Annotated in this window: 4 protein-coding genes; 2 read left to right on the plus strand and 2 right to left on the minus strand. The window is 66.2% G+C overall.

Annotated features, from left to right (window positions below):
• On the plus strand, window positions 1–564 hold a 564-nt coding region (locus QZY06_RS18880; RefSeq protein WP_295687004.1), incomplete at its 5' end, for a cytochrome P450.
• A 3-nt stretch (window positions 565–567) separates the two neighbouring features.
• Here QZY06_RS18880 and QZY06_RS18885 read toward each other — a convergent pair.
• A complete protein-coding gene (locus QZY06_RS18885) occupies window positions 568–1,614 on the minus strand; it encodes a cation diffusion facilitator family transporter (protein WP_295687008.1) in 1,047 nt (348 codons plus the stop codon).
• 29 nt (window positions 1,615–1,643) lie between these two features.
• Window positions 1,644–2,669, minus strand: a complete 1,026-nt coding sequence (locus tag QZY06_RS18890) for a YhdH/YhfP family quinone oxidoreductase (RefSeq protein WP_295687010.1) — start codon at window positions 2,667–2,669, stop codon at window positions 1,644–1,646.
• A 99-nt stretch (window positions 2,670–2,768) separates the two neighbouring features.
• Here QZY06_RS18890 and QZY06_RS18895 point away from each other — a divergent pair.
• The coding region (locus tag QZY06_RS18895) for a pyridoxal 5'-phosphate synthase (RefSeq protein ID WP_295687013.1) at window positions 2,769–3,185 on the plus strand (417 nt) is incomplete at its 3' end.

Genomic DNA, 3,185 nt, shown 5'->3' on the forward strand with positions numbered 1-3,185 from the left:
CTGGCGGCGCGCGATGACGACGGCACGCGGCTCAGCCTCGAAGAATTCGAGAACCTGTTCTGGCTGTTCGCGGTCGCTGGCAACGAAACCTTGCGCAACGGCATTCCAGGCGCCTGCATCGGCCTGATCGAACATCCCGAGTTGCAATTGCGGCTGCGCGCCGAGCCGGCGCTGCTGCCGAAAGCGATCGACGAGCTGCTGCGCTGGTGGACGCCGGTCATGACGTTTCGGCGCACCGCGACCGAAGACTGTGCGCTCGGTGCTGCGGCGATCCGCGCTGGCGACAAGGTCGTGGTGTCGTTCCTGTCGGCGAATCACGATGAAACCGTGTTCGCCGATCCGGCGCGGCCCGATCCGCTGCGTACGCCGAACCCGCATCTGGTGTTCGGTTACGGCCCACACTTCTGTCTCGGCGCGCAGCTGGCCCGCATGCAGATGCGCGCGCTGTTTGCCGAGGTGCTGGCGCGGATGGGAAGCCTCGAGGCCGATGGTGCACCGGCTTTCCTGCGTTCCAATTTCCAGCGCGGCGTGAAGCGCCTGCCGGTGAAATGGCGGCGGGTTTGAGCCCTAGGCTTTCAGCGGCGCCGGTTCTCCACAGCGTTCGCCGCAAGCCACTTGCTCGATCTGCACCGTGGCATGCACATCACCGAAACGGGCTTTGAGCTGCTGCAGGATCGCGCCCAGCGCGGCATCGCGATCGGTGCCTTCGGCGAGCACCGCGTGCAGGGTCATCACCGGATGCTTGTCGGTCAGCGACCAGGCGTGCAGATGGTGGATGCCGGTGACGCCGGGCACGGCGGCGGCAAGCTCGTGCGCCAGTGCATCGGGATCGAGATCGCGCGGCGCGCCTTCAAGCAGGATGTGCGCGGATTCCTGGGTGACCCGCCAGCCGCTGCGGACGATCAGCAGTGCGACGAAGGTTGACAGGATCGGATCGATCGGCACCCAGCCGGTCAGCATGATCACCACCGCCGCGGCCATTGCGGCGGCCGAGCCGAGTAGATCGCTGAGCACGTGCAGTAGCGCGCCTCGGAGGTTCAGCGAATCCTCGCCATCTCGCAGGATCAGGAACGACAGCAGGTTGGCCGCGAAGCCGAGCGCTGCAACGATCAGCATCGTCTCGCCAACCACCGGATGCGGCGTGATCAGGCGCTGTACCGATTCGAAGATGATCCAGACGCTCAAGCCCAGCAGGGCCAGGCCGTTGACGAACGCCGCCAGCACTTCGTGGCGAGCGCGGCCGTAAGAGAACAGTGCATCGGCCGGACGCTTGGCGATGCGTAGCGCGATCAACGCCAGCAGCAGCGAGGCCGAGTCGGTCAGCATGTGCACGGCATCGGCGATCAGCGCCAGCGAGCCGGAAATCACGCCGCCAGCGACTTCGACGACCATGAACAGCGCCGTGATCACCAGCGCCCAGGTCAGGCGCGTTTCGTTGCTGCTGCCGTGATGGTGATGACCGTGCCCATGGCCATGCCCATGATCGTGGTCATGGCTCTTCGCCTTCGCCGGCTTGTGGCTGTGCGCTGCGCCGTGATCGTGCGAGTCATGGTCATGATCACGACCATGCTCATGGTCGTGATGATCGTCATGCTGGTCGTGGCGCTGGCTCATGGTCGCTGGCGGGGCTGGTAGGCGATCGATCAGAGATCGTCGGCGATGCGGACGACGGTACGGCCCTGCGCCTTGCCGGCCACCAGTTCTTCGGCGACCGTTGCCACTTCCTCCAGCGGCACGGTCTTCGGCGCGATCAGGCTCAGCAGGCCTTCCGGCTTCCAGTCGCTGGCCAGACGCTCCCAGATCGCCAGACGCCAGCTGCGCGGGCATTCCACCGAAAAGATGCCAAGCAGGCTGACGCCGCGGAGGATGAACGGGATCACCGTGGTGTTCAGCGTCGGCGCCTGAGCGAGGCCGACCGCGCCGATCGAACCCCAGGGCTTCACGGTGCGGGCCAGATAGGCCAGCGTGTCGCCGCCGAGGTTGTCGACGGCGCCGCCCCAGCGTGCGGCTTCCAGCGGCTTGGAGCCCATATCCAGCGTGTTGCGATCGACGATCTCGTCGGCGCCGAGATCACGAAGATACTTCTCCGCACCCGGCTTGCCAGTGATCGCGGCCACGGTGAAGCCGGCGCGCTTGAAAAGGCTGATGGCGATGGAGCCGACGCCGCCGGTCGGGCCGGTGACGGCGATCGTGCCGAGATCCGGCCGCTGATGATTTTCGAGCATACGGCGCAGGGCCAGCGCGGCCGTGTAGCCGGCAGTGCCGAGCGCCATCGCTTCATGCAGGCTCAGGCCGGCGGGCAGGCGCACCACGGCTTCGGCCGGCACGCGTGCGTATTCGGCGAAGCCGCCGTCGAATTGCTCGCCGACATTGCCGCCGGTGACCACCACCTTGTCGCCCGGCTTGTAGTCCGGCACTTCGCTGGATACCACGATGCCGGACAGATCGATGCCGGCGACCTTCGGATAGCCGCGCATGATCCGGCCCTTGCCGGTCACCGCCAGTGCGTCCTTGTAGTTGATCGACGAGTACGCGACCCGGATGACCACCTGCCCGGCGCTGAGGTCGGCCAGGGTAATCGCTTCGAGACGCGCCTCGGTCTTCTTGTCGACCTGATGGATGCGCAGCGCCTTGAAGGTTGCAGGTACTTCCGTGGCGGGGGAGGTCATCGGGGATTCCGGCAGAATGGATCGAGTTCCTATTTTGCCCGACTTCGAGCACCGACCGACCCGATGGCGAACCCGATTCCCACCCCGATACCCAACCCGATGGCCAATCAGTACACCCGCAATCCGCCGCTGCTCGAAGCCGATGTCGCCGCCGATCCGCTGCAGCAGCTTCAGCGCTGGCTCGACGATGCCGTCGCCATCGGCATGATCGAACCGACGGCGATGACCCTGGCGACAGTCGATGCCGATGGTCGTCCGTCTGCCCGCGTGGTGCTGCTGAAGGGGCTCGAGGCCACGGGCCTCGCCTTCTACACCCATTACGACTCGCGGAAAGCTCGTGCGCTGGCGGCTCATCCGTATGCGGCGGCGACGTTCTGGTGGGATCGGCTGGAGCGCAGCGTTCGGGTGGAAGGCCGGGTCGAGAAGCTGACGTCTGTGCAGTCCGAAGCCTATTTCCGTTCGCGGCCCCTGGGTTCGCAGATCGGCGCGCTGACCTCGCGGCAAAGCCGGGTGGTC

Source organism: uncultured Nevskia sp., assembly GCF_903885465.1.
GTDB lineage: Bacteria > Pseudomonadota > Gammaproteobacteria > Nevskiales > Nevskiaceae > Nevskia.

Coding starts and splice junctions, on each gene's coding strand:
- QZY06_RS18890 (WP_295687010.1), bottom strand. CDS start 2,669: ATGACCTCCCCCGCCACGGAAGTACCTGCAACCTTCAAGGCGCTGCGC.
- QZY06_RS18885 (WP_295687008.1), bottom strand. CDS start 1,614: ATGAGCCAGCGCCACGACCAGCATGACGATCATCACGACCATGAGCAT.